The sequence below is a fragment of the Type-D symbiont of Plautia stali genome, from assembly GCF_001485335.1.
Classification (GTDB): domain Bacteria; phylum Pseudomonadota; class Gammaproteobacteria; order Enterobacterales; family Enterobacteriaceae; genus Pantoea; species Pantoea vagans_C.
The window spans coordinates 20189-44847 of sequence record NZ_BBOC01000025.1; the positions used below are offsets into that span (position 1 = coordinate 20189).

20 protein-coding genes, 1 pseudogene and 1 riboswitch are annotated in these 24659 nt (G+C 54.9%); of the genes and pseudogenes, 9 read left to right on the forward strand and 12 right to left on the reverse strand.

From position 1 onward, the window contains the following. From mraY to ilvI, 10 genes are all read right to left on the reverse strand, one after another. Positions 1 to 1083, reverse strand: a complete 1083-nt coding sequence (gene mraY / locus PSSD_RS10110; RefSeq protein WP_039329348.1) for a phospho-N-acetylmuramoyl-pentapeptide-transferase — start codon at positions 1081 to 1083, stop codon at positions 1 to 3. Continuing rightward, entirely contained in the window at positions 1077 to 2438 is a 1362-nt protein-coding gene (gene murF / locus PSSD_RS10115; RefSeq protein ID WP_058971185.1) for a UDP-N-acetylmuramoyl-tripeptide--D-alanyl-D-alanine ligase, read from the reverse strand. Before murF ends, mraY begins: the two co-directional genes overlap by 7 nt. Next, a complete protein-coding gene (gene murE / locus PSSD_RS10120; protein ID WP_058971188.1) occupies positions 2435 to 3922 on the reverse strand; it encodes a UDP-N-acetylmuramoyl-L-alanyl-D-glutamate--2,6-diaminopimelate ligase in 1488 nt (495 codons plus the stop codon). Before murE ends, murF begins: the two co-directional genes overlap by 4 nt. Continuing rightward, entirely contained in the window at positions 3909 to 5675 is a 1767-nt protein-coding gene (locus tag PSSD_RS10125) for a peptidoglycan glycosyltransferase FtsI (RefSeq protein WP_039329353.1), read from the reverse strand. Before PSSD_RS10125 ends, murE begins: the two co-directional genes overlap by 14 nt. Before the next feature lie 16 nt (positions 5676 to 5691). Beyond that, complete coding sequence (ftsL, locus tag PSSD_RS10130) at positions 5692 to 6012, reverse strand: cell division protein FtsL (protein WP_039329354.1); 321 nt, start codon at positions 6010 to 6012, stop codon at positions 5692 to 5694. Next, positions 6009 to 6950 (reverse strand): 16S rRNA (cytosine(1402)-N(4))-methyltransferase RsmH, encoded by a 942-nt coding sequence (gene rsmH / locus PSSD_RS10135; protein ID WP_058971191.1) that lies wholly within the window; start codon positions 6948 to 6950, stop codon positions 6009 to 6011. Before rsmH ends, ftsL begins: the two co-directional genes overlap by 4 nt. A gap of 2 nt (positions 6951 to 6952) precedes the next feature. Continuing rightward, on the reverse strand, positions 6953 to 7411 hold the full coding sequence (mraZ, locus tag PSSD_RS10140) for a division/cell wall cluster transcriptional repressor MraZ (RefSeq protein ID WP_039329356.1): 459 nt from the start codon (positions 7409 to 7411) through the stop codon (positions 6953 to 6955). Between the two features lie 493 nt (positions 7412 to 7904). Next, entirely contained in the window at positions 7905 to 8915 is a 1011-nt protein-coding gene (gene cra, locus PSSD_RS10145; protein WP_039329358.1) for a catabolite repressor/activator, read from the reverse strand. Positions 8916 to 9113: 198 nt separating this feature from the next. Next, positions 9114 to 9605: an acetolactate synthase small subunit gene (gene ilvN / locus PSSD_RS10150; RefSeq protein WP_008108620.1), complete on the reverse strand. Its 492-nt coding sequence runs from the start codon at positions 9603 to 9605 to the stop codon at positions 9114 to 9116. A 2-nt stretch (positions 9606 to 9607) separates the two neighbouring features. Next, positions 9608 to 11332 (reverse strand): acetolactate synthase 3 large subunit, encoded by a 1725-nt coding sequence (gene ilvI / locus PSSD_RS10155; protein WP_039329361.1) that lies wholly within the window; start codon positions 11330 to 11332, stop codon positions 9608 to 9610. Between the two features lie 998 nt (positions 11333 to 12330). Between ilvI and leuL the strand changes: the two genes are divergently transcribed. From leuL to leuD, 5 genes are all read left to right on the forward strand, one after another. Then, positions 12331 to 12414, forward strand: a complete 84-nt coding sequence (leuL, locus tag PSSD_RS28435; protein WP_153011429.1) for a leu operon leader peptide — start codon at positions 12331 to 12333, stop codon at positions 12412 to 12414. Positions 12415 to 12504: 90 nt separating this feature from the next. Next, positions 12505 to 14067, forward strand: a complete 1563-nt coding sequence (gene leuA, locus PSSD_RS10160) for a 2-isopropylmalate synthase (protein WP_058971194.1) — start codon at positions 12505 to 12507, stop codon at positions 14065 to 14067. Between the two features lie 2 nt (positions 14068 to 14069). Next, positions 14070 to 15161: a 3-isopropylmalate dehydrogenase gene (leuB, locus tag PSSD_RS10165; RefSeq protein WP_058971196.1), complete on the forward strand. Its 1092-nt coding sequence runs from the start codon at positions 14070 to 14072 to the stop codon at positions 15159 to 15161. Between the two features lie 4 nt (positions 15162 to 15165). After that, complete coding sequence (gene leuC, locus PSSD_RS10170) at positions 15166 to 16572, forward strand: 3-isopropylmalate dehydratase large subunit (protein WP_058971199.1); 1407 nt, start codon at positions 15166 to 15168, stop codon at positions 16570 to 16572. Positions 16573 to 16575: 3 nt separating this feature from the next. Continuing rightward, positions 16576 to 17181, forward strand: a complete 606-nt coding sequence (gene leuD / locus PSSD_RS10175; RefSeq protein ID WP_039329368.1) for a 3-isopropylmalate dehydratase small subunit — start codon at positions 16576 to 16578, stop codon at positions 17179 to 17181. Between the two features lie 73 nt (positions 17182 to 17254). Here the strand turns inward: leuD and PSSD_RS10180 are convergent, their stop codons facing one another. Continuing rightward, complete coding sequence (locus tag PSSD_RS10180) at positions 17255 to 18436, reverse strand: MFS transporter (protein ID WP_058971202.1); 1182 nt, start codon at positions 18434 to 18436, stop codon at positions 17255 to 17257. Between the two features lie 254 nt (positions 18437 to 18690). On the opposite strand from PSSD_RS10180, the pseudogene sgrR reads away from it, so the two are divergent. The 4 genes and pseudogenes from sgrR (at position 18691) to thiQ (ending at position 23785) form a co-directional block, all read left to right on the forward strand. After that, positions 18691 to 20351 (forward strand): annotated as a pseudogene (gene sgrR, locus PSSD_RS10185) (HTH-type transcriptional regulator SgrR). A 35-nt stretch (positions 20352 to 20386) separates the two neighbouring features. Then, a riboswitch (TPP riboswitch) is annotated at positions 20387 to 20479 on the forward strand. 48 nt (positions 20480 to 20527) lie between these two features. Beyond that, positions 20528 to 21514: a thiamine ABC transporter substrate binding subunit gene (thiB, locus tag PSSD_RS10190; protein WP_058971233.1), complete on the forward strand. Its 987-nt coding sequence runs from the start codon at positions 20528 to 20530 to the stop codon at positions 21512 to 21514. Further along, positions 21514 to 23100, forward strand: a complete 1587-nt coding sequence (gene thiP, locus PSSD_RS10195) for a thiamine/thiamine pyrophosphate ABC transporter permease ThiP (RefSeq protein WP_058971205.1) — start codon at positions 21514 to 21516, stop codon at positions 23098 to 23100. Before thiB ends, thiP begins: the two co-directional genes overlap by 1 nt. Further along, the gene (thiQ, locus tag PSSD_RS10200) at positions 23084 to 23785 is read left to right on the forward strand and encodes a thiamine ABC transporter ATP-binding protein ThiQ (RefSeq protein ID WP_058971209.1); all 702 of its coding nucleotides are present in this window, start codon (positions 23084 to 23086) and stop codon (positions 23783 to 23785) included. The genes thiP and thiQ overlap by 17 nt, the downstream gene beginning before the upstream one ends. Here the strand turns inward: thiQ and PSSD_RS10205 are convergent. After that, positions 23782 to 24546, reverse strand: coding sequence for a DedA family protein (locus tag PSSD_RS10205; protein WP_039329378.1), 765 nt, complete (start codon positions 24544 to 24546; stop codon positions 23782 to 23784). The genes thiQ and PSSD_RS10205 overlap by 4 nt on opposite strands. Positions 24547 to 24659 lie beyond the last annotated feature (113 nt).

A 24659-nucleotide genomic window follows, 5' to 3' on the forward strand; every position in this document is an offset into this window, starting at 1 on the left:
TTAACGTACCTTCAGCGTTGCCAGGCCAATCAGCACCAGCATCAGTGAAATAATCCAGAAGCGCACAATTACGCGCGGCTCCGGCCAGCCTTTCAATTCATAGTGGTGGTGAATCGGTGCCATGCGGAAAATACGCTGACCACGCAGCTTGAACGACCCCACCTGCAAGATCACCGACAGGGTTTCAACCACAAACACGCCGCCCATGATTACCAACAAGAACTCCTGACGCAGCAGCACCGCGATGGTGCCCAGCGCGCCACCCAGCGCCAGTGAGCCGACATCACCCATAAAGACTTGCGCCGGGTAGGTGTTGAACCAGAGGAAGCCCAGCCCGGCACCGACGATGGCGGTACACACAATCACCAGTTCACCCGCGTGACGCAGATACGGAATATGCAGATATTCAGCAAACTTCACGTTACCAGTCGCCCATGCCACCAGCGCAAAGCCTGCGGCGACAAACACGGTTGGCATGATTGCCAGACCATCCAGACCATCGGTAAGGTTTACGGCATTACCGGTACCGACAATCACAAAGTAGGCCAGCAACACATAAAACAGGCCCAGCTGCGGCATGATGTCCTTAAAGAACGGCACCACTAACTGCGTGGCTGGCGTGCCGTGTCCTGCGGCATACAGGGCAAAAGCCACGCCCAGCGAGATCACCGACATCCAGAAGTATTTCCAGCGGGCAATCAGACCTTTGGTGTCTTTGCGTACCACTTTGCGATAATCATCGACAAAACCAATTACGCCAAAGCCCACCAGTACCGCCAACACACACCACACATATGGGTTGGAAGGATAAGCCCACATCAGCACCGAAACGGTAATCGAGGTGAGGATCATGATGCCGCCCATGGTCGGCGTACCACGTTTACTGAAGTGCGACTCTGGACCGTCGTTACGTACCACCTGGCCAATCTGCAATTTCTGCAGCCAGGCAATCAAACGCGGTCCCATCCACAGCGAAAGGAACAGAGCGGTCAGCAGGCTGACAATGGCGCGAAACGTCAGATACGAGAAGACGTTAAAGCCGGAATAAAGTGCGACCAGATGTTCGGCCAGCCAGACTAGCATGTTCCTTTCTCCTGTAAGCTCTCGACGACCTGCTCCATGGCGGCGCTACGTGAGCCTTTAACCAAAATAGTGATGTCCCGATGTTGGGACAGCAATGTGCGTAAACGTTCCGTCAGATCGGCTTTAGTGGCGAAATGTTCGCCTTTACCGCTGCTTTCACCGATCAATCGGCTCAGCGTGCCGGTACTCAACACACAATTAATACCCGCTGCCTTCGCGGCTTCCCCTACCTGCTGGTGACATTGTTCGGCTTCATCGCCCAACTCGGCCATATCCCCGACCACCATCACGCGATAGCCCGGCATATCGCCTAACACTTGCGCAGCCGCCGTCATGGAACCGACGTTGGCGTTGTAGCTGTCATCGAGCAGTAACTGATTGTCAGCAAGACGAATCGGGAACAGGCGGCCCGGCACGGGCTGCAGGGTTTTCAGGCCAGATTGAATCGCGCTCAGCGGAGCATCAACCGACAGTGCCAACGCTGCCGCCGCGAGTGCGTTGGCAATGTTGTGACGTCCGGGTAAAGGTAACGCCACGGCAATGTCACCGCGCGGAGTATGCAGGGTAAACAGCGTGGCATCCGCACGCAGCACAATGTCGCTGGCGCGGAATTCTGCCTCTGCCATCGGCTGCGGGGAGAAGCGCCACAGCGTTTTATCGACAAACTGTGATTGCCAGTTGGCGAGGTCATTGCTCTCGGCGTTCACAATCGCGGTGCCATGTACTGGCAATCCGCCAAAAATTTCGCCTTTGGCTTTCGCCACGCCAGCCAGTGAACCAAATCCTTCCAGGTGCGCCGCGGCCAGGTTATTCACCAGCGCGGTTTCAGGGCGCACCAGATCGGTGGTGTAAGCAATTTCGCCTTGATGATTGGCACCCAGCTCAATCACTGCGTAATCGTGATCCTGCGTCAGGCGCAGCAGTGTCATCGGCACGCCAAAATCATTGTTCAGGTTGCCCGCAGTGTACAGGGTCTCACCACACTGGCGCAGAATTGCCGCCGTCATCTCTTTGACGGAGGTTTTGCCAGATGATCCGGTCAACGCCACCACACGGGCTTTTGACTGCTGGCGCACCCAGGCACCTAGCTGACCAAAAGCAATACGCGTATCCGCGACCACCACCTGTGGCACATCCACCGGCAAGTGCTTACTTACCAGCAGCGCCTTGGCACCGTTAGCGATGGCATCGTTCACAAAATCATGTGCATCAAAACGTTCACCCACCAGCGCAACAAACAGACTGCCATCGGTAACCTTACGCGTGTCGCTTGTCACATCCGCAATGGTCAGGTCTGCACCCAGCAATTCACCACCGCTGATCTCTGCCAGTGTTTTCAGGGAAATCGGAATCATGCCATCACCCCCAGCAAGCGGGCGACAGTTTCACGGTCGGAGTAATCAAGGCGGCGGTTGCCAATGATTTGATAGTCTTCGTGGCCTTTACCGGCCACCAGCACGATGTCATCAGCGCTGGCTTGCATCACCGCGTTAGTGACCGCTTGCGCACGGCCTGCAACGATGCGAGCGCGGCCGGGATCGAGCAGACCAGTCATAATATCGTTAACAATCGCGCCAGGCTCTTCGCTACGCGGATTGTCGTCAGTGATCACCACAATGTCAGAGAACTGCTCGGCAATCGCGCCCATCAGTGGACGTTTGCCTTTGTCACGATCGCCGCCACAGCCAAACACGCACCACAGCTTGCCTTTGCAGTGCAAACGAGCGGCTTCCAGCGCTTTTTCCAGCGCATCGGGAGTGTGAGCATAATCCACCACTACCGTGGGTTTTTCTGGCGCGGTGAATACTTCCATGCGACCGCATACCGGCTGCAACTGCGAGGCGCTTGAGACCAGCGCGTCCAGCGGATAATCGAGCGTCAGCAAGGTCGCTAAGGCCAGCAACAGATTGCTGACGTTGAATGCGCCCATCAGGCGGCTGTCAAATTCACCGTTACCCCAGCTTGAGCTGAACTGAATATGCGCACCGCCATCGTGATAGTTCACTGCGGTGGCTTTAAGCCAGCGACCACGGCAACCCGACTGCAAATTGTCGCCCATGGTAACGGCAACCGCATCCGGTAATTTTTCCAGCCAGCGGCGGCCCACTTCGTCATCGGCATTGACGATCGCAGCGTTCACCAGATGCTCAGAGAACAGCAGCCATTTCGCCGCTTCGTAGCTCTGCATATCGCCGTGATAGTCAAGATGATCGCGGCTGAGGTTGGTGAACACGGCGGCGGCAAACGGCAGCGCAGCCACACGGTGTTGCACCAGACCGTGTGAAGAGACTTCCATCGCCGCCAGAGTTGCGCCCTGCTCGACCAGATCATTCAACACATGCTGCACATCAACCGCAGAGCCGGTGGTGTTTTCGGTAGGCACCAACTGACCATACAGGCCATTCCCCACCGTGCCCATCACTGCGCCGGTTTCGCCTAGCAGGTTGGCCCACTGAGCAATGAGCTGTGTCGTGGTGGTTTTTCCATTGGTACCCGTCACGCCGATCAATTTGAGTTTTTCAGCAGGCTGCTGATAAAAGCGCCCGGCCAGTGCAGAGAGACGCTGCTGCAACTGCGCCAGATAGATAACCGGGACGCCGTGCATCTCGCGGATATCTCCATCGCTGGCTTCGCCCTCGGCTTCGGCAATCACTGCCGCTACGCCCTGAGCAATAGCTTGCGGAATAAAACGACGTCCATCAGCATGATGGCCCGCCACGGCGATAAACAGATCGCCAGCAGCCGCTGCGCGGCTATCCAGTGTCATGTCACGGAGTGGACGCGCCGGCGCACCCGGCACCCACGGGGCCAGTAATTCGCGCAGGTTACGATCGGTCACTTGATTCCTCACTTCTGTTCTTCACCAACTCGTTCTTATCAATTGTTGGCAACGCATCAGGCTCGATGTTCATGGTACGCAGCACACCGCCCATGATGGCGCCAAACACCGGTGCAGAAACCGCACCACCATAATATTTACCGGCCTGGGGATCGTTGATCACCACCACCAGTGCAAAACGAGGGCGACTGGCAGGCGCAACGCCTGCGGTGTAAGCAATGTATTTATTGACGTAGCGTCCATCCGGCCCGACCTTTTTGGCGGTACCGGTCTTGATAGCGATGCGATAGCCTTTGATAGCGGCTTTCACACCACCACCGCCAGGCAATGCAACGCTTTCCATCATGTGCATCACCGTTTTCACCAGGTCTTCCTGGAAAACGCGTTCACCCGCCACCGGCGGGTCAACTTTGGTGATCGACAGCGGGCGATTGATGCCATAGCTGCCAATGGTTGCGTAGACTCGCGCTAACTGTAACGGCGTTACCATTAGCCCGTAGCCGAAAGAGAAGGTGGCCCTCTCTATGTCAGACCACCGTTGTTTTTGAGGGTATAAGCCACTACTTTCCCCGACCAGCCCCAAATTGGTCGGTTTACCCAGTCCAAAGCGCGCGTAAGTTTCTACGAGTGCTGAGGAGGGCATCGCTAACGCCAAACGTGAAACCCCGACGTTACTCGACTTCTGTAAAACCCCGGTAAGGGTCAATTCGTTATAGCGCGCCACGTCTTTGATCTCATGACCATTCACGCGGTACGGCACGGTATTCAGGACGCTGTTCTCTTTCACCACACCGCGTTGCAGTGCGGTCATCACCACCATCGGCTTCACTGTGGAGCCTGGCTCGAAGATGTCGGTAATCGCGCGATTACGCATCACATCTTTCGGGGTGTTGCTGAGATTATTGGGGTTGTAGGCTGGGCTGTTAGCCATCGCCAGCACTTCACCGGTGTTCACATCCACCAGAACCGCGGTACCCGACTCCGCTTTGTTAAACGCCACAGCATTATTCAGTTCACGGTAAACCAGCGCCTGCAAACGCTCATCAATGCTCAGTGTCAGGTTGTGAGCAGCGCGGCTGTCTACCGAAGAAATATCTTCAATCACGCGGCCATTGCGATCTTTACGCACGGTACGTTCGCCCGGTGCACCGGTCAGCCATTTGTCGAAGCTTTTTTCGATTCCTTCGATGCCCTGACCATCAATGTTGGTAAAGCCAATCAGATGCGCGGTGACCTGGCCTGCAGGGTAATAGCGGCGTGACTCTTCACGCAGGTAAATGCCTGGCAAACGGAGTTTTTTGACATACTCACCAATCGCCGGGTTGACCTGACGTGCCAGATAGATAAAGCGCCCTTTCGGGTTTGCGTTGATGCGTGCAGCCAGTTGATCCAGTGGGATCGATAGCGCATCGGACAGCGCTTTCCAGCGGCTATCCAGAGAGACCCCGCCATGTTCTGCCAGCTCTTTGGGATCGGCCCAGATCGCATTCACCGGCACACTCACGGCTAAAGGACGACCTGCACGATCGCTTATCATCCCACGAGCAGTAGGAACGGATTGCACACGCAGGGAACGCAAATCCCCTTCTTTCACCAGCTTGTCAGGATTGATCACCTGCAACCACGCAACGCGTGACAGCAAGCCGCCCAGAGCCAGTAAAATACAGCCGCACAGCAACGCAAAACGCCAGCTTATAAAGCTGGCCTTATCTTCCTGTTTTTTTAACTTCAGCGTTTTGCCTGCGCCGCTCATTGAAATCTGCGATTCCTTATTTCTGCACCACAATATTTTCCTGTGAAGGATCAACATGCTGCATCTGCAGCTTATCGGTTGCTATCCGCTCTACCCGGCTGTGATCGCCAAGCGCATTCTCTTCCAGAATCAGGTTACGCCACTCGATATCGAGGGCATCGCGTTCTAATACCAATTGCTCACGCTGTGCCGTCAACAGACGGGTTTTATGCGTGGTGGTCACCACCAGAATCGAGGACACCAGCACCGCAACCAGCAGCAACACCGGGATCTTGCCGAATCGCAGCAAGTCACCCCCAATGACGCCGGGCAGGCTATGTCGCTCGTTTCCAATCATGTCGCGGTCCTTTCAGCAATACGCAGGACTGAACTGCGTGCGCGTGGGTTTTCATTCACTTCAGCTTCGCCAGGAATCAGCTTGCCCAGCGATTTCAATTCGCGTCCACCCAGCGCTTTTAGCTGGCTTTCAGTCATTGGAATGCCCGCTGGCACTTGTGGGCCTCGGCTTTGATCGCGCATAAAGCGTTTCACTAAGCGGTCTTCCAGTGAGTGGAAGCTGATAATGGACAACCGACCACCCGGTGCCAGTACCGACATCGCGCCTTTCAATGCGGTATCAATCTCTTCCAGTTCGCTGTTGATCCAGATACGGATCGCCTGGAAGGTGCGCGTTGCCGGGTGCTTAAATTTGTCTTTGACTGGCATCGCAGCGGCAATCACCGTGGCTAACTCTTTGGTACGCGTCATTGGCTGTTCGCGGTTGCGTTCCACAATGGCGCGTGCGATGCGTTTGCCAAACTTCTCTTCACCGTAGGTCTTAATCACAAAAGCGATATCGGCCTCTTCCGCGCTCATCAGCCACTCTGCGGCAGATTGTCCCCGCGTTGGGTCCATGCGCATGTCCAGTGGGCCATCACGCATGAATGAGAAACCGCGCTCTGCATCATCTAACTGGGGTGACGAAACACCCAGATCCAGCAATACGCCATCGATCTTGCCCGTCAGGCCACGCTCTTCAACATAGTCAGCCAGGGCGGAAAACGGCCCGTGCACAATCGAAAAGCGCGGGTCCTGGATTTCAGCGGCAGCAGCGATGGCTTGCGGATCGCGGTCAATCGCCAGTAACTGTCCATTCGCGCCAAGCTGCGAAAGGATCAGGCGTGAGTGACCGCCGCGACCAAAAGTGCCGTCAATGTAAATGCCGTCTTCCCTGATATTGAGGCCGTTAACCGCCTCATCCAGCAGCACTGTGGTGTGTTTAAAATTATCCTGCATAGCTATAGCGACAAGTCCTGCAACCGCTCAGATAAAGGCTCCTGAGCTGACTGTTCTGCGTCAATATCGTCCTTAACTTGTTGATACCAGGTCTGTTCATCCCACAGCTCAAACTTGTTGAACTGTCCAACCAGCATCACTTCTTTGGTGAGGCTCGCATGTTGGCGTAGCGTATTGGCCAGCAACAAACGACCTGCATTATCCATCTGACATTCACTGGCATGCCCTAACAGCAGTCGCTGCACGCGACGTTCATTCGGATTCATGCTGGATAAGCGCGCCAGTTTTTTCTCAATGATTTCCCATTCGGGCAGGGTATAAAGCAACAGGCAGGGCTGATGGAGGTCAATGGTACACACCATTTGACCCTGAGACTCTGCGACGAGCAAATCACGATAGCGCGTAGGTACCGCCAGTCGGCCTTTGCTGTCGAGATTGACTAACGTTGCCCCACGGAACATGCCAGCCTTACCCCTCAGTCACCCGTTTTCACCACTTTATCCCACTTTTTACCACGAAACGAGTTTACGGAGCCTATGAAATCCTTGTCAAGCCGCAACGACAAGTGAATATCACTCTTTACAAGGGATAGAATTATTTAGTGAAGGGAAATGACAGCTGAAGAATGGCAAAATAAAAAATTAACCTAATGAATAATGGAATAAAAATTTTCACGATTTGAGAAATGGTGAAAAATAAAGCGCTTTTACCGCGAAAGATAATTATCCCGGGATATGCGACAGCGGCTGCATTTTAGGGGATTTCTGAAAGGAAGCCCAGCACCATCGCGCCAGCTCTGCTACGCATCACTGTAGAAGATGTAAACAAGTAAGAAAATGTAGCGCTGTTAATTCGTTAGCAGAGGTGGCGATAATTTACGCTTTTTTACCGCAATCCGCTGGCAATAAAATATTTGCAGGATGAATAAACGCGGGCAAGCTTCTGCCCACGATTTCATTTTGTGCGACGACTTAATTGTCCTCGGCGGAATAAATTACGACGAATGCGGGTTAATCCCGGCTTGGGTTTCCGCGGTTCATCCAGCGAGGCTAATACTAATTCCAGCACGCGCTCGGCCACATCGCGGTGGCGCTGCCCAACGGCCAGCACCGGACACTCCAGGAAGTCCAGTAATTCGTGGTCGCCAAAGGTGGCGATCGCCAACTCAGTCGGCAAGCGTCCTTCGCGTTTCAGTGTGACGTCCATCACGCCCTGCAATAGACCAAAAGAGGTGGTAAACAGGGCTTCCGGCATCGGATGATCTTCGAGGTATTTCTCGAAAAGCGTGGCAGCAGCGGCACGGTCAAAGCTATTACAGTAGAGGTAATCGATAGGACGTTCGTCATCTTTCCACGCATCACGGAAGCCCATCTCACGCAGAAAACTTACCGATAGCTCCGGAAGCGCCCCGAGGAACAGCACATTCTTCACCGGAAGCTGACGCAATTCAGCGGCCAAGGCATGTGCATCGTCCTGATCGGCCCCTACCACGCTGGTGAAGTGTTCACGATCCAGCGCACGGTCAAGCGCGATAATTGGCAGCGGATCGTTGATCCAGCGCTGATAGAACGGGTGCTCAGGTGGCAGTGAGGTTGAAACGATAATCGCATCCACCTGACGTTGCAGCAGATGCTCAATACAGCGCATTTCGTTATCAGGCTGATCTTCTGAGCAGGCAATCAGCAATTGATAGCCACGCTGACGCGCCTGGCGCTCAAGGTAGTTCGCGATACGCGTGTAACTGGTGTTTTCCAAATCAGGTATGACTAAGCCAATCGAACGCGTTCGACCCGCGCGCAGGCCCGCCGCAACGGCATTGGGGTGATAATTGTATTCACGCACCACCGCCATCACTTTTTCAACGGTTTTGTCGCTGACACGATACTGCCGCGCTTTGCCATTAATGACATAGCTGGCCGTGGTGCGCGACACGCCCGCCAGGCGCGCAATTTCATCCAGTTTCACGATGACACCTTAATTCTGATTAGCTATGGCTGGCGGAAATGTCCGCAGTGTAGCTAGGGGTAAAACATTTGTAACATCTAACCGCAGAAAACTACGCTGAGCAACCGCTTTTATCTGGCAGCTCTCACAAGCGCATAAAATAAAAAAACCCAGCATTACGCCGGGTTAGCTTTGATACACAATGGTCACATGGCGGAATTAACGCATCACGCGGTCGCCACGCGAGACGCCAACAATACCCGAGCGTGCCACTTCAACGATCTCAGCGACGTCGCGCACCGTGTTGAGGAAGGCGTCGAGTTTATCACTGGTGCCCGCGAGCTGAACCGTGTACAGCGTTGGTGTGACGTCAATAATCTGACCACGGAAAATCTCCGCGCTACGCTTCACTTCTTCACGGCCATAACCGCTCGCCTGGATTTTCACCAACATGATTTCACGTTCAACGTAGGCACCCTGCCCCAGTTCGCTGACACGTAACACGTCCACCAGCTTGTGCAGTTGCTTCTCGATTTGCTCCAGCACTTTCTCGTCGCCGACGGTCTGAATGGTCATGCGTGAAAGTGTAGGATCGTCCGTTGGTGCAACCGTCAGGCTTTCGATGTTGTAGCCGCGCTGAGAGAACAGGCCCACCACGCGAGACAATGCGCCGGATTCGTTTTCCAGCAGAACTGATAAAATACGACGCATAATTATGTCCTCTCCGTTTTGCTCAACCACATCTCGTCCATCGAGCCACCACGAATCTGCATTGGATACACGTGCTCGCTGCCATCAATATTCACATCCACAAACACCAGACGCCCTTTCGCCAGGGTATCCAATGCCAGCTGTAGCTTCTCTTCCAGCTCGGCAGGATGGGCAATCGAAATCCCCACATGGCCATAGGCTTCCGCTAAACGCACGAAGTCAGGCAGAGATTGCATGTAAGATTGCGAGTGGCGACCGGAATAGATCATGTCCTGCCACTGCTTCACCATGCCGAGGAAGCCGTTGTTCAGGTTCAGCACCAGCACCGGCAGATCGTACTGCAGCGCGGTCGACAGCTCCTGAATATTCATCTGGATACTGCCATCGCCGGTAACACAGATAACGGTTTCATCAGGCAGCGCCATTTTCACGCCCAGCGCCGCTGGCAAGCCGAAGCCCATGGTGCCGAGACCGCCGGAGTTGATCCAACGACGCGGCTTGTCGAACTGATAGTAAAGCGCAGCAAACATCTGATGCTGACCCACGTCAGAGGTGACGTAAGCATCGCCTTTGGTCAAACGCCAGATGGTCTCAATAACTGCCTGCGGTTTGATCTTGTCACTGGTGCGGTCAAACTCCAGACACTTGCGGCTACGCCAGCCATCAATGGTCTGCCACCAGTCACGCAGGCTATCCAGCTCTTGTTTGGCATCGCTTTGCGCCAGCATTTCCAACATCTGAGACAGCGTTTGTTTGGCATCGCCAACAATCGGAATATCCGCGCTCACCGTCTTCGAAATCGACGTTGGGTCAACGTCGATATGCATGATGGTGGCGTTCGGGCAGTATTTCGCCAGATTGTTGGTGGTACGGTCATCAAAACGCACACCAATGCCGAAAATCAGGTCGGCATTGTGCATCGTCATGTTGGCTTCATAAGTACCGTGCATGCCGAGCATGCCCACACACTGACGGTGTGTGCCAGGGAACACGCCCAGCCCCATCAGCGACGTGGTCACTGGGATGTTCAGCTGTTCTGCCAGTTGCAGCAGTTCCGCTTCACAGCCTGACATAATTGCGCCACCACCGGCGTAAATCACCGGTTTGTGTGCCGCCAGCAACGTTTGCAGAGCACGCTTGATTTGCCCTTTGTGACCCTGAATGGTCGGGTTATATGAGCGCATGCTCACTGTTTCCGGCCAGACATACGGTAATTTGTTCGCAGGATTCAGGATATCTTTTGGCAGATCGATCACCACCGGGCCTGGGCGACCACTTGCTGCCAGCCAAAAGGCTTTTTTCAGCACGGTTGGGATCTCTTCCGCGTTTTTCACCAGGAAGCTGTGCTTCACCACTGGACGGGAAATCCCGACCATGTCGCACTCCTGGAACGCATCGTAACCAATCAATGAAGAGGGTACCTGTCCCGACAGAATCACCATCGGAATAGAATCCATGTACGCGGTAGCAATACCGGTAATCGCATTGGTTGCGCCCGGGCCTGAGGTGACCAGCACCACACCGACTTCGCCGGTTGCGCGCGCCAGACCATCAGCCATATGCACTGCGCCTTGCTCATGGCGAACCAGTACGTGGTCAATACCACCGACCGTTTGCAGCGCATCATAAATATCGAGCACCGCTCCGCCCGGATAGCCGAATACTTGCTTAACGCCCTGATCGATTAACGAACGGACGACCATTTCGGCTCCTGACAACATCTCCATTTTCTGCCTCCAGGCTTGAGGATCAGCACCCAGCAACGCGAATTATCCCTGCGCGACTGGCATACCGCTCTCTATTCGCCAATTAAGATCAAAATCTTATGTTTATGCTCAGAACACAGAATTCATTTCTGTCTTCCAGGTACAGGGAATCTACTTTTAGGCTGCGTCCCGCCATTATTCGCGGTGCCGTCACATCCTTAAAAGCCGTTATCAAGGCGGAGGGTGAAGGCCATAGTGAGCCTATGGCCAAACCCGACAACGATGAGAACGGCTTTTAAGGATGCGACCCGTAGGGCTGGAGCTAAATGGCCTTGCAGCTGCGTTATTCATCACGTATTTGGGCCCACCAAACCTCGTGATTCATGCCTTGCCGCAAGGCCATTTAGCATCCAGCGGCATCCACGAATAATGGCGGGACGCAGCCTGAATTCTTTTAAGAGTAGGTCGATTACCATAACCGTAGAAAACCCGCCCTGCAAACGTCAGGACACCACGGCGCGCTTAATCCGGCAGAAAAGGCACTGACGCGTGATAATTGCTCGCGAGGATTAAACTAATCTGACTGCACAACCACAGAGGAATATGCTGGTTTGGCGATTATTTGCAGCGTGTTCTAAGAAATATGATTTTCATATTGCCTGACCGCTCAGTCCACAATTTCCCCTGAGAATTACTTTCTGGCGTGATTAACTTTGAAATCCTGTATTCGCATGACATTGTGCTATGCAATGCGCTGAACGCTCTGTATAAAACCACATCCACCACCAAGAAAAACAATTAAAATTCAACACCTTAAAATTAATCGGCTTTTTTAAAAGATTTTTTAGGATGATTAACCCCTTCAGGCAGCAGCTAATTAACGCCAATGCTCTGCACAGCCAGATATTCACAGCAGATCGCCCTTAGCCACCTTAAGAAATACCCTTTCACTTAGGGTTGACTTCCCGCCGCAATCCCAGTATCAATATGGGCAACACAAAATTTACGAGGTTCGAATCATGTCCCGTTCTTTCCGTCTACTCGGTCTACTACTAAACGCATTCAGTTTGCGCGGTAGACTTGTGGGCGGAATCAATCACTGATTCGAACCTGAAGAAGTTTAAGAAACCCGCGCCGATGCGCGGGTTTTTTTATGCTCGCAACGGCGAAGTTAAAGCAAAAGGAAGATGACCATGAGCCAGCAAGTTATTATTTTCGATACCACTCTGCGTGACGGCGAACAAGCATTACAGGCCAGCCTGAGTGTTAAAGAAAAACTGCAGATCGCCTTGGCACTGGAACGTATGGGCGTGGATGTAATGGAAGTCGGTTTCCCTATTTCCTCACCTGGCGATTTCGAATCGGTACAGACCATCGCCCGCTCGGTGAAAAACAGCCGTGTTGCCGCTTTGGCGCGTTGCGTTGATAAAGATATCGATGCCGCTTACGAAGCACTGCGCGTTGCAGAGGCATTTCGTATCCACACCTTCCTCGCCACTTCGCCGATGCATATCGCCACCAAATTGCGCAGCACCCTGCCCGAAGTGATTGAGCGCGCGGTAGCCTCTATTAAACGTGCCCGTAACTATACCGACGACGTAGAGTTCTCTTGTGAAGATGGTGGACGCACGCCGATCGACGATTTGTGCCGCGTGGTCGAAGCCGCTATCAACGCAGGCGCCACCACCATCAACATTCCGGACACCGTTGGCTACACCTTGCCGCATGAATACGCCAACATCTTCAGCCAACTGCGCGAACGTGTACCAAATATCGATAAAGCGATTTTGTCGGTTCACACCCACGATGACTTAGGTATGGCCACCGGCAATGCGGTTGCCGCAGTATTGGCCGGTGCTCGCCAGGTTGAAGGCACGATCAACGGTTTAGGTGAGCGCGCCGGCAACTGTGCGTTGGAAGAAGTGATCATGACGATTAAAACCCGCCAGCAGATCATGAACCTGCACACCAATATCCATCATCAGGAAATCTACCGCACCAGCCAGTTGATCAGCCAGATCTGCAACATGCCGATTCCGGCCAACAAAGCCATCGTCGGCACCGGTGCTTTCGCCCACTCTTCTGGCATCCACCAGGATGGCGTATTGAAGAACCGCGAGAACTACGAAATCCTGACGCCAGAATCTATTGGCCTGCACAAAATCCAGCTTAACCTGACCTCTCGTTCAGGCCGCGCGGCGGTAAAACATCGCATGGAAGAGATGGGCTACAAAGATTCCGACTACAACGTGGATGCTTTGTACGATGCCTTCCTGAAGCTGGCGGACAAAAAAGGTCAGGTATTCGATTACGACCTGGAAGCCTTGGCCTTCATTAATAAGCAGAACGAAGAGCCTGAATATTTCCAGTTGAAAGAGTTCAACGTGCAGACCGGTTCGAGCGTCACTGCTACCGCCTCTGTCCAGCTGGGCTGTGGTGAAGAGACCAAAGCGGATGCAGCGACCGGTAACGGTCCAGTTGATGCGGTTTATCAAGCCATCAACCGTATTACCGGTTTTGAAGCTGAACTGGTGAACTACAAATTAACAGCGAAAGGTCACGGCGAAAATGCCCTGGGCCAGGTCGATATCGTCGTTAATTACAACGGTCGTAAATTCCATGGCGTTGGTCTGGCGACCGATATCGTCGAATCTTCTGCTAAAGCGATGGTGAATGCCCTGAACAACATCTGGCGTGCCAAGCAGGTAGAAAAAGAATTGCAGCGTAAATTTAAAGATCAGAAGGAAACGGTGTAACTATGACTCAGTCTTACCATATTGCGGTAATGCCCGGCGACGGAATCGGCCCGGAAGTAATGGCGCAGGCCATGAAAGTGCTCGATGCGATTCGCGCGCGTTTCGACATGCGCATCACCACCAGCGAATATGACGTGGGCGGTATCGCCATCGATCGTCACGGTGAACCTCTGCCACCGGCCACCGTTGCGGGTGCTGAGCAGGCCGACGCGATTCTGTTCGGTTCAGTGGGTGGACCAAAATGGGAACACCTGCCACCAGCCGGTCAGCCTGAGCGCGGTGCACTGCTGCCGTTGCGTAAGCACTTCAAGCTGTTCAGCAACCTGCGCCCTGCTGCCCTGTACAAAGGTCTGGAAGCGTTCTGCCCACTGCGCAGCGATATCGCAGCACGCGGTTTCGACATTCTGTGCGTGCGTGAATTAACCGGCGGTATCTACTTCGGCCAGCCAAAAGGTCGTGAAGGCACCGGCCCACACGAGCGTGCTTTCGATACTGAGGTGTATCACCGCTTTGAGATTGAACGTATCGCCCGCAACGCCTTTGAAGCTGCACGTAAGCGCCGTAACAAAGTGACTTCCGTTGATAAAGCCAACGTGTTGCAGACCTCCGTGATGTGGCGTGAAATCGTCAACGAAGTGGCAAAAGATTACCCGGATGTGCAGTTGAGCCATATGTACATCGACAACGCCACCATGCAGCTGATTAAAGATCCATCACAGTTTGACGTGCTGCTGTGTTCTAACCTGTTCGGTGACATTCTGTCAGATGAGTGCGCAATGATTACCGGCTCGATGGGCATGCTGCCTTCTGCCAGCATGAACGAAGAGAGTTTTGGTTTGTACGAGCCAGCAGGCGGCTCTGCGCCAGATATCGCCGGTCAGAATATCGCTAACCCGATTGCCCAGATTCTCTCACTCTCTATGCTGTTGCGTTACAGCCTGAACGCGGATGACGCAGCAAACAGCATTGAGCGTGCGGTGAGCCGTGCGCTGGAAGCGGGCCACCGCACCCGCGATTTGGCCGGCAACGGCCCAGCCGTGAGCACAGATGAGATGGGCAGCATCATTGCCGGTTTCATCGCTGAGGAAAAATAATAAAATGAAAAGCTTATACCAGAAGTTATTTGATGCACATGTCGTCCACGAAGCACCTAACGAAACCCCGTTACTGTATATCGATCGCCATCTGATCCATGAAGTGACGTCACCGCAGGCCTTTGATGGCCTGCGCGCACACGGCCGCAAAGTGCGCCAGCCGTCAAAGACGTTCGCCACCATGGATCACAACGTTTCAACTCAGACCAAAGACATTAATGCGTCGGGTGAGATGGCGCGTATTCAGATGCAAGAGCTGATCAAGAACTGTGCTGAGTTCGGTATTCAGCTGTATGACCTGAATCACCCGTTCCAGGGCATCGTGCACGTGATTGGGCCTGAACAAGGCATGACGTTGCCAGGCATGACCATTGTCTGCGGTGACTCTCATACCGCCACGCATGGCGCATTCGGTTCACTGGCCTTCGGCATCGGGACCTCTGAAGTGGAGCACGTCTTTGCCACTCAGACCCTGAAGCAGGGTCGTGCCAAAACCATGAAGATTGAAGTCCTGGGCGAAGCTGCCTCGGGCATCACCGCGAAAGACATTGTGTTGGCGATTATCGGTAAAACCGGCAGCGCCGGCGGTACCGGTCATGTGGTGGAGTTCTGTGGCCCGGCGATTGAAGCGCTGAGCATGGAAGGCCGTATGACGCTGTGTAATATGGCGATTGAAATGGGCGCGAAAGCCGGCCTGGTCGCGCCAGACGACACCACCTTCGCGTATCTGAAAGATAAGCAGTTCGCGCCGAAAGGCGAGCAGTGGGAAGAGGCTGTGGCTTACTGGCGCACTCTGAAGTCCGACAGCGATGCCAAATTCGATACCATTGTCACCCTGAACGCGGCTGATATCGCACCACAGGTGACCTGGGGCACCAACCCAGGCCAGGTGATGGCGGTGGATCAGGCTATCCCGAATCCACAGTCCTTCGCCGATCCGGTTGAGCGCGCCTCTGCCGAAAAAGCGCTGGCTTATATGGATTTGCAGCCAGGCATCAAACTGACCGACGTAGCCATCGATAAAGTGTTTATCGGTTCCTGCACCAACTCACGTATTGAAGATCTGCGTGCGGCTGCCGCTATCGCTAAAGGCCGCAAAGTGGCACCAGGCGTCGTCGCGATGGTGGTACCGGGTTCCGGTCCAGTGAAGGCGCAAGCCGAAGCGGAAGGTCTGGATAAAATATTCCTGGAGGCGGGTTTTGAATGGCGTCTGCCGGGTTGCTCCATGTGTCTGGCGATGAACAACGACCGTCTGAATCCAGGCGAGCGTTGCGCGTCCACCAGCAACCGTAATTTTGAAGGTCGTCAGGGCCGCGGTGGTCGTACTCACTTGGTGAGCCCGGCGATGGCTGCAGCTGCGGCGGTAACCGGTCGTTTTGCCGACATTCGTGAATTGACTCAGGGAGCTTAAGCCATGGCGAACAAATTTACTCAGCACACCGGGATTGTGGCCCCACTGGATGCCGCCAACGTCGACACCGATGCCATCATCCCTAAGCAGTTCTTGCAGAAAGTGACCCGCACCGGGTTCGGCGCGCATCTGTTCCACGACTGGCGCTTCGAAGATGACGCCGGCACCGTGCCCACCGCCAGCTTCGTGTTGAACAAACCGGAGTTTAAAGGCACCAGCATTCTGTTGGCGCGTGAAAACTTCGGCTGTGGCTCATCCCGTGAGCACGCTCCTTGGGCACTGACTGATTTCGGTTTCCATGTAGTGATTGCGCCAAGCTTCGCGGATATTTTCTACGGCAACAGCTTCAACAACCAGTTGCTGCCAGTGAAATTAAGCGATGAAGAAGTTGATGAGATGTTCAAACTGGTTGCCGCGCAGCCAGGTGTGACTTTCACGGTGGACCTGGAAGCGCAGACGGTGACGGCGGGTGATAAGACCTATAGCTTTGAAATCGACAGCTTCCGTCGCCACTGCATGATCAATGGCCTCGACAGCATTGGCCTGACGCTGCAACACGAAGCATCCATCGCCAACTACGAGACCAGCCAGCCCGCGTTTTTACGTTGATATAAACAGGTGCGCATCAATGCGCACCCTACGTAAAGCGTGCCCTGGGGTCGCCATTTATGGCGACCTTTATTTATTGCGCATCCCGCACGCGCGACGCCAGTCCCAACGCCACTACCGCCATTACCAACGCCAGCCAGTACACCGATTCATGTCCGAAGCGCTCACTGAGCGTGCCCTGAATCAATCCCGCAATGATCAGACCGGTCGAAATGGACGTGGTGAACATTGTGGTAGCCGCACCGGCGCGTCCCGGCATCAAATCCTGGAACCACAGCATGCCAATCCCCGCCACAATGCCGATAAACGCGGCATTAAACAGTTGCAGCACCATCAACGCCGTGCGCGAATGGAACAGCACCAAACCGAGATAAAACAGAATGGCCGCCACCAGCGCCAACAGCACCAGCTTGCGTTTGCCAAACCGTTTTGCGTAGTGACCGGCCAACAACATGATAGGGATCTCCAGCCCAGCCGCGGTTCCCATCAACAGACCCGCCAGCTTTTCCGGCAGGCCTAGCGTTGCGCTGATATACAGCGGCATATCGATGATATACATGGTGTTACACGCCCACATCACCACCGATGCGATGAATAGCATGCGCACCTGGCTGTCTTTCCATGGGCTGAGCTGGGTCAGCACTTGCTCGGGTGTGGCTGCAACACGCGGCACTGATGGCAGCGTGCGCCAGATCAGCAGCAAACTCAGCAGGAAAATCGCGGCCGCCACGCAAAACAGCGTCACGAAACCGTAGTTGAGCGCCAGTGCAAAAGAGAGCGGCGGGCCAATCACCCACGCCAGCGAGAGTTGCGCACGCATCACCGAACTGAACATCACCACTTCACGTGCCGACTGATCGGCATACTCACGTGCCAAGGCAAAGATCTGCGGAATCGCCACACTGGCCAGCCCTGACAGCAATACACCTACGCTGATCAACGTCAGATAGTGACGATTGAAAGCAAACAATAAAGAATTGAGCACCGCCATCAGACAGCAAAACAGGATCAGATTACGGCGGTCACCCCGGCTGTCCGAGCGCTTCGCCATCAACAGGCTAATCACAATCCCGGCTATGGCGTTAATGGTGAAAAACAATCCCACCCAAAACGGCCGCACCTGCACTTCACGCGTCAGGAACAGACTGAGCGTGGGTGCCTGTAAGGCCCCTGCCACACCCGTCATAAAGGACACAGCCATAAAAGAGAGATAAACCGGATTGAGACGGCGCTGGCGCGTTAACAGCGATTTCATGCAGAAATCCCTTTGAGGAGAATCGGACAACAGAAAAGAGGGTAGAAGATTCCACAGCAAAACGAAAAAAGCCAGCAGAGAAAACGCTGCTGGCGGTGAAAATGCACCCTACTCAGAAAGAGGTTCTACGTCGGCAGAACCGCTGGCAGAGCGCCATTCATTGCTGAATGCCTCCCGCTCTTCCATTGCTGGGCAGTATGCCTCTAATATGGGGCAGGAAAAACTGAGCGATTCTGAGAAGGAGTTCCCCTTTTATGTCCTCTGCGCGACTGCAACAGCAGTTCATCCGCCTGTGGCAAAGCTGCCAGGGCCAGGATCAGGAAACCACACTAAGCGAGCTGGCCGATCTTTTACACTGTTCACGACGCCATATGCGTAACCTGCTCAATGCCATGCAGGCCGCAGGTTGGCTGATCTGGCAGGCAGAGGCGGGGCGCGGTAAACGCTCCACTTTAAGTTTCAATTACACCGGTTTGGCACTCCAGCAGCAGCGTGCCGAGGATCTGCTGGAGCAGGATCGCATCGAGCAGTTGGTGCAACTGGTGGGTGACAAGGATCAGGTGCGCCAGATGATCGCCGCCCACCTTGGGCGCAGTTTCCGTCAGGGAAAACACATCCTGCGCGTGCTCTACTACCGCCCATTGCCTAATCTGCTGCCCGGCTCGCCGCTGCGTCGCTCTGAAACCCATCTGGCGCGACAAATTTTCAATGGCCTGACGCGAGTAAATGAGGAAAAGGGGGAAGTCGAACCGGATATCGCCCATCACTGGCAGCAAACCTCACCGCTGCACTGGCGATTCTTTTTGCGACCGGCGATTCGCTTTCATCATGGTCGTGAACTGGAGATGGAAGACATCATTGCCTCGCTGGACCGCGTGCGCACCCAGCCGCTGTTTTCCCATATCGAGAATTTGCATTCCCCGGCGCCCTGGACGCTGGATATCCACCTGAGCCAACCTGACGATTGGTTGCCCTGGCTGTTGGCTAGCGTCAGTGCCATGATCCTGCCGCGCGAATGGCCCACGCTGCGCCTTTTTTCACGCCAACCCATCGGCACCGGACCCTACAGCGTGGTGCGTAATCAGCAGACACAGCTAAAAATCGCCGCCTGGGATGACTATTTTGGCTATCGCGCCTTAATTGATGATGTGTCTATTTGGGTATTGCCTGAGATCAGTGATGAACTGGTGTACGCCGGGGTGAAACTGCAGGGTGAAACCGCGGATGAGAAGTCCGAAGAGAGCCGGCTTGAAGAAGGCTGCTATTTTCTGCTGTACGATCAGCGGTCCGAACGTGGACGCGATGCCCATTTTCGCCGCTGGGTCAGCTATCTGTTCAATCCCATCGCCCTGCTGAACCATGCAGGAGTAGGTTATCAGCGCTACTGGTTCCCGGCGTACGGTTTACTGCCGCGCTGGCACCATCGTCGCGACCTGACGCCTGCCACAAAACCTGAAGGGTTAACGCAACTGACACTGAGCTGGTACAGCCATCATGTCGAACATGAGGGCATCGCAAATGCGTTACGTCCGCTACTGGCGGAACAAGGTGTTGAGCTAATTACCCAAGAACTCAGCTATGAAGCGTGGTTCGAGGGCGCGGGTGAAAGCGATATCTGGCTCGGCAGCGTCAATTTTACGTTACCACTGGACTACGCACTGTTTGCCCAACTGTACGAGCTGCCGCTGATGCATCACTGTGTGCCCATTGACTGGCAAGCCGATGCTGAACAGTGGCGACAAAAAACCTGCCTCTGGCCGAATGGAGCAAACATCTGGTCAACAATGACTTCATCCATCCGCTGTTTCACCACTGGTTACTGCTTGAAGGTCAACGCAGTATGCGTGGGGTGCGCCTGAACACGCTCGGCTGGTTTGACTTTAAATCGGCCTGGTTTGCGCCGCCGGAGTTGTGAGGCTTTCACGCTGTCACAGAAGTGTCTAAACTAGGCCGTTCTCAACGGGGTGCCCTTTCCGGGCTGAGATAAACCCGTCGAACCTGATCCGGTTAATACCGGCGTAGGGATTTGAGATGTCCATTAACTCAGATCCTTTGCGACTCGAACTTATTATTCTCCTCAAGGAGCGCAAAGTGTTAAACAAAGTCCTGCCTCTGGTCCTGCTGGTTGCTGCCCCGGCTTTCGCCGCCAAACCGGTACTCACCGTGTATACCTATGATTCCTTCTCTGCGGACTGGGGTCCGGGCCCGGCAGTTAAAAAAGCCTTTGAAGCTGAATGTGGCTGCGAACTGAAATATGTCGCTCTGGAAGATGGTGTGTCACTGCTCAACCGCGTGCGCATGGAAGGCAAAAACAGTAAAGCCGATGTAGTGCTGGGTCTCGACAATAATCTGGTGCAGGCCGCCGAGAAAACCGGCTTGTTCGCCAAGAGCGCCGTGGACACCAGCAAACTCCAGTTGCCAGATGCCTGGCACAACGACACTTTCATTCCGTTTGACTACGGCTACTTCGCGTTCGTTTACGATAAAAACAAGCTGAAAAACCCGCCGAAAAGCCTGAAAGAGTTGGTGGAAAGCTCTGAGAAGTGGCGCGTAATTTATGAAGATCCGCGCACCAGTACGCCTGGCCTCGGTTTACTGCTGTGGATGCAGAAAGTGTACGGCGATCAAGCACCTGACGCCTGGCAGAAGCTGGCGAAAAAGACCGTTACCGTCACCAAAGGCTGGAGTGAAGCCTACGGCTTGTTCCTGAAAGGGGAAAGCGATCTGGTGCTGAGTTACACCACTTCTCCGGCTTACCACATCATTGAAGAGAAAAAAGAGAACTACGCGGCCGCCTCCTTCAGCGAAGGGCACTATTTGCAGGTGGAAGTTGCAGCCCAACTCGCCAGCAGCAAGCAACCGAAACTGGCACAGCAATTTATGCAGTTTATGGTGTCACCAGCCTTCCAGCAGACCATCCCCACAGGCAACTGGATGTATCCGGTGATCAAAAGCGATCTGCCCGCCGGATATCAATCGCTGACTGTCCCGGCAAACGCCCTGCAATTTACACCTGCGCAAGTTGCCGATCATCGTGCCGATTGGATTAGCGCATGGCAACGCGCCGTTAGCCAATAATGCCCGGTTGGTTGATCCCTGGCACGGCCATCGCACTCCTACTCTGTGCGGTGGCGCTGCTGGCCTTTGGCGCGCTGGTCGTGGCCGCGCCAGTGACAGACTGGCGCGCCCTGCTCACAGACAGTTATCTGCATCATGTGCTGGCGTTCTCCTTTGAGCAGGCGCTGCTGTCGGCCCTGATGTCCGTGCTGCCCGCCATTTTGCTCGCGCGGGCGCTCTATCGCCGTCGCTTCCCCGGACGAACGCTGTTGCTACGCCTGTGCGCCATGACGCTGGTGCTGCCGGTGCTGGTCGCGGTGTTCGGGCTGCTCAGCGTCTACGGTCGCAGCGGCTGGCTGGCCCAACTCTGTGCTCTGTTGGGCCTTGATTACCGCTTCTCACCTTATGGTTTGCAGGGCATTCTGCTAGCGCACGTGTTCTTCAATCTGCCTTTGGCCACGCGCATGCTACTGCAGGCGTTGGAGAATATTCCCGGTGAACAGCGCCAACTCGCCGCACAGCTTGGCCTGCGAGGCTGGAACCAGTTTCGTCTGCTGGAGTGGCCGTGGTTGCGCCGCCAAATCCTGCCCACCGCCGCGCTGATCTTTATGCTGTGCTTTGCCAGTTTCGCCACGGTGCTGGCGTTGGGTGGCGGCCCACAAGCCACCACGCTGGAGTTGGCGATCTATCAGGCGTTGAGTTTCGATTACGATCCCAGCCGGGCGGCGCTGCTGGCACTGCTCCAGCTCGGTTGCTGCTTAATGCTGGTGCTGTTAAGCCAACGCTTTAGCAAAGCCATTCCCACGGGCAGCCAGAACATTCGCGGTTGGCGCGACCCGCAGGATTCCTGGCAGGCACGCATCAGCGATACCCTACTGATTGGCCTTGCGCTCTTGCTGCTCCTGCCGCCCTTAGCCGCAGTGGTTGTTGATGGCTTACGCGGCGGCGTGGCGGGCGCGCTGCAACAACCTGCGCTGTGGCAGGCGACCTTGACGTCACTGCGCATCGCGCTCGGTGCCGGGCTGCTGTGCGTGATACTGACCATAATGCTGCTGTGGAGCAGCCGAGAATTACGCCAGCGCCAACGTAAGGTGGCGGCTCAGGCGATGGAACTGAGCGGTATGCTGATTCTGGCGATGCCAGGCATCGTGCTGGCCAGTGGATTCTTCCTGCTGTTCAACGCCACGATCGGTTTGCCACAGCGGGCCGACGGGCTGGTGATTTTCACCAATGCGTTGATCGCCATCCCTTATGCCATGAAAGTGCTGGAAAACCCGATGCGCGATATCAATACGCGTTACAGCCAGCTCTGTGCTTCGCTCGGCATTGCCGGGTTTAATCGCCTGAAAATGATTGAACTGCGCGCGCTGAAGCGCCCATTGGCCCAGGCGCTGGCATTTGCCTGCGTGCTCTCCATCGGCGATTTCGGTGTGGTCGCGCTGTTTGGCAGCGCCGATTTCCGCACCCTGCCGTTCTATCTGTTCCAGCAAATTGGGGCCTATCGCGGTGAGGATGGTGCCGTCACGGCACTGCTGCTGTTATTGCTGTGCCTGTTACTCTTTACTCTGATGGAAAAATTGCCGGGTCGCCATGCTGACACTGAATAACCTCACCTACCTGTACCAAAACTTGCCGATGCGCTTCCGTTTCGAGGCGCAGGCGGGTGAGCGCCTGGCGATCCTTGGCCCAAGCGGTGCGGGTAAAAGCACCTTACTGAGTCTGCTGGGCGGCTTCCTGCCCGTCAGCCAGGGAACCTTGATCATGAATGGCGTCGATCACACGCGCAGCGTCCCCTCGGCGCGACCGGTATCGATGCTGTTTCAGGAGAACAATCTGTTCCCGCACCTCACGGTGCAGCAGAATCTGGGATTGGGTTTACACCCCGGCCTGAAACTCACGCCGCAACAGCAGCAACAGATCGCCGCCATCGCCGAACAAACCGGTTTGCAAAGCCTGCTGACGCGCTTACCCGGTCAGCTGTCAGGCGGTCAGCGTCAACGCGTCGCGCTGGCGCGCTGCCTGCTGCGCAATCAGCCAATCTTACTGCTGGATGAGCCTTTTTCCGCGCTCGATCCGGCACTGCGCGGTGAGATGCTGCAACTGGTGCGCTCGGTGTGCGAAAGTCGCAACATTACCTTGCTGATGGTGTCGCACAGTTTGGAAGATGCGCAACAGATTGCCCCACGCAGCCTGGTGGTGGTGGATGGCCAGATTTACTGGGATGGCAGCACAGAAAGTTTGATCAACGGTGAGAGTGAAGCGGCCGCCATCCTTGGCGTGAGAAAGTCTTAAGCGAAGAACACCTTCCACAGCAACTGACGGAAGATCGGCATCATCGGGTGGTATTGAATGGCAATAAATGCCGCCACGCCGATGGCTGCCGACAGCGGTGCCAGCCAACGCAGACGGGCGAGCGGCAGATATTTGGTCGCCCAATCGATCGTTTTGCCACTGCGATACCAACGCCACAGCAGCCAGCAACCCAGCCACACCAGCACCGCAACCAGCAACAGCAGCCATTTGAAGTTGCCTCCTTGCGCCGCCTGCGGCACATCAATCGCCACACCCGCCAAAATACCCGGCATCAGATAGGCGGGCGGCCAGAGAATACAGCCGATCAGGTTAGGCGGCAGGAACTTGCGTACCGGCAGCTCCAGCATGCCCGCCGCCAGTGGAATCAGTGGTCGGGTCGGACCGACAAAGCGCCCCACCAGGATGGTGAACATGCTGTGTTCGTGCAGAGCATGCTCGGTTTTATCCAGCAAGCCTTTATACTTTTTCAGATATTTCCAACGATGCAGCGGCCCCTGAAACTTCCAGCCGATACCGTATGACACCCAATCGCCGATTAGACAACCGGCAAAACCAGCCGCCCAGGCGGGATAAAGGCCAATCTGTCCGCTACCGACCAGCGCCCCAAGGCTGGCCATCAATACGGTGCCTGGTAACAGCAATCCCACGAACGCCAGCGACTCCAGAAAGGTGACCAGCGCCACGGCAAAGAGGGCGAACTCCAGCGATTGCGTAAACAGGTGTTGAATCCAGGCTTCCATAACTATCCTCTGCGGAATATAGAGGCTGGATTGTCCGGAGCCAGCGCCACAGCGTCAAGCCAAGATTTGTACGTCAATATTGACAATTCAGCCAACAGCACACTGTATAAACA